The sequence below is a fragment of the Parabacteroides sp. ZJ-118 genome (assembly GCF_011038785.1).
Lineage (GTDB): Bacteria > Bacteroidota > Bacteroidia > Bacteroidales > Tannerellaceae > Parabacteroides.
This window is the reverse complement of the sequence record NZ_JAAKDT010000096.1, coordinates 1-1,945: the sequence shown is the minus strand read 5'-3', so window position 1 is coordinate 1,945 and position 1,945 is coordinate 1. Positions and strand designations below refer to the sequence as shown.

The 1,945-nt window shown below is 50.7% G+C and carries 1 protein-coding gene; it reads right to left on the bottom strand.

Going from position 1 to position 1,945, the window contains the following annotated elements; genetic code table 11:
• Positions 1 to 1,885, bottom strand: a 1,885-nt coding sequence (locus G7Y39_RS13305) for an IS1634 family transposase (RefSeq protein ID WP_165157910.1), incomplete at its 3' end; no start/stop codon positions are given.
• Positions 1,886 to 1,945 lie beyond the last annotated feature (60 nt).

Genomic DNA, 1,945 nt, shown 5'->3' with positions numbered 1-1,945 from the left:
TTTTTTTTGAGACATCCTCTGGGTGTACTACAAATTTCTGTCTCCGTATAGGAGTATCAGACAGAGAAAGTGCGTGATAAATATCTTGTACATCCTTGCTTGGTTCGGTACATTGACGTATTCTGACCTCTCCATTTTCCTTACTTTCGATCTCGGTACTCACGATTTTGTGGGTGCTGAGTATGCGTACGACGTTTCGCCAGTCCGTATGGATGCCGACTTGCCTGAGCCGGTATTGGACGGCAGATACGACCCAATAGGCCAGGATCGCCAGGTGGAGGTGTGCTTCCGCGCCTTCATCGCTCTTGTGATAGACGGGACGAAGGTCCAAATCGGTCTTTAAACAACGAAAGGTACTTTCCACAACTCTGATGACATTATAAAAATTCCAGATGTTGACTTCATCCTCCATGTCCATGTTCGTACGCAACAGGTATTTGCCATGCCTGTTCTCTGAGGAGAGTGACTTCTCAGGCTGTTTTTCCCAAGTGAAAGCGGTTACGATGTTCCTTTCATTGTGCTCCTCGATCACTTTATAATCCCTGTTTGCCAACGGGCAGTGTTCCTTGAGCCTGCCCAGCCTTTCATATACCTTGTCGAGGCTTTTCGTCCCTCCCCGTTTGGATATTCCCTCGGCAATGGCCTGCAGCCCCTCTTCGTATTCCTGACAGGCACGCTCGTACATGCTACGTTCCTTCAAGGTTTTCGCCTTGCTGTCAACAAGCAGGAAATGGTCCCTGTCACCGTTGACGGAAACCCGCTCGAGCTTGATAATCTGCTTCTTGTTGTCCATGACCTCCCTGACAGGCATGCCCATTGACTCATAGGCGGCTTGTGAAGAACGGGCTACTGTGATGTATCTGTAGCCGCTCCTTTCAAGGTATTCAAGGTTCTTCTTTGTCGAGATACCGGCATCCATGACCACTGTAATGTCCTTTTGCTGCCTGCCAAGGCTCAACTGTTCCTTTGCCAGTCCATCGATGATGGTCTGCATGGTATCGCAATCGGCCGTGTTACCCTTGAAAATGCGTGTGCGGACAAGCAACCCTTCAGTGTTGACCACGGCGGCCAACACGACTATCTTGCAGTCCGAACGCTTCTCCTTGCTCCTCCCGTACCGGGCAATCCTGCTTCCCTGCATACGACCTTCAAAGTAAGTGTTCGTCAGGTCGAAAAGGAGTATCTCGTCACGGATGTCAAACAGGGTGCATACACGGTTGTGGAGATAATCCTCCAATTCGGTATGAATTTCATAAAGGTGGTTGGCGCTCCTGTAAAGATGGCGATGGGTGAAGCTCTTTGTATCGATGCCGAGCAGCTCGCATAGGGCGGAATTGTCATCCATGTACTCTTTGGTCTTCAGCTCGGATACCGGATAGATGGCACGGGAGGCTATCTGCATCATGGCCAGTGACACGTCGGCCGGCTTCCAACCTTTGGAGGAAAGGAACTTGTCTATGTGTAATCGTTTCAGCGTCTCAACGCAAACGTGCTCGGCACCTGTCTCCCGCGGGTCAAAGTTCTTCATGGTGGAAAGGTTCACGCTCTCAAAACCCTTTCGGACAAGTTCCTCGCGGTACTCCTTCATGCACTGCCTTACCTCTGCCAAACGACCGTTTTGGAGCATCTTCTCATGGAACTCATAGGTAAGGCGATCGATAGTCTCGTCACCGCTCATCGGGCGTTGCCCGTGATAAGCAAGAGCCTCAATGCAATCTTTCAGCAAAAGACGCTGCTTTACTGTGGAAAGTCCTTCCAAGTACCCCAATACGCACAACCGACGGGTACGAGGACGGCCAAGACCGTCCCGGTAGCTCTCCTCAAGGCGATAGTAGGCTTTGCGTTCACCCTTGCTGTTGGTTTTATAGACTGTTCCTATGTGCATGGGACAAAGGTCGGCATTGTACCGACGACAGCCAAAAGTCTGGGGGTACTACAGAGGGGG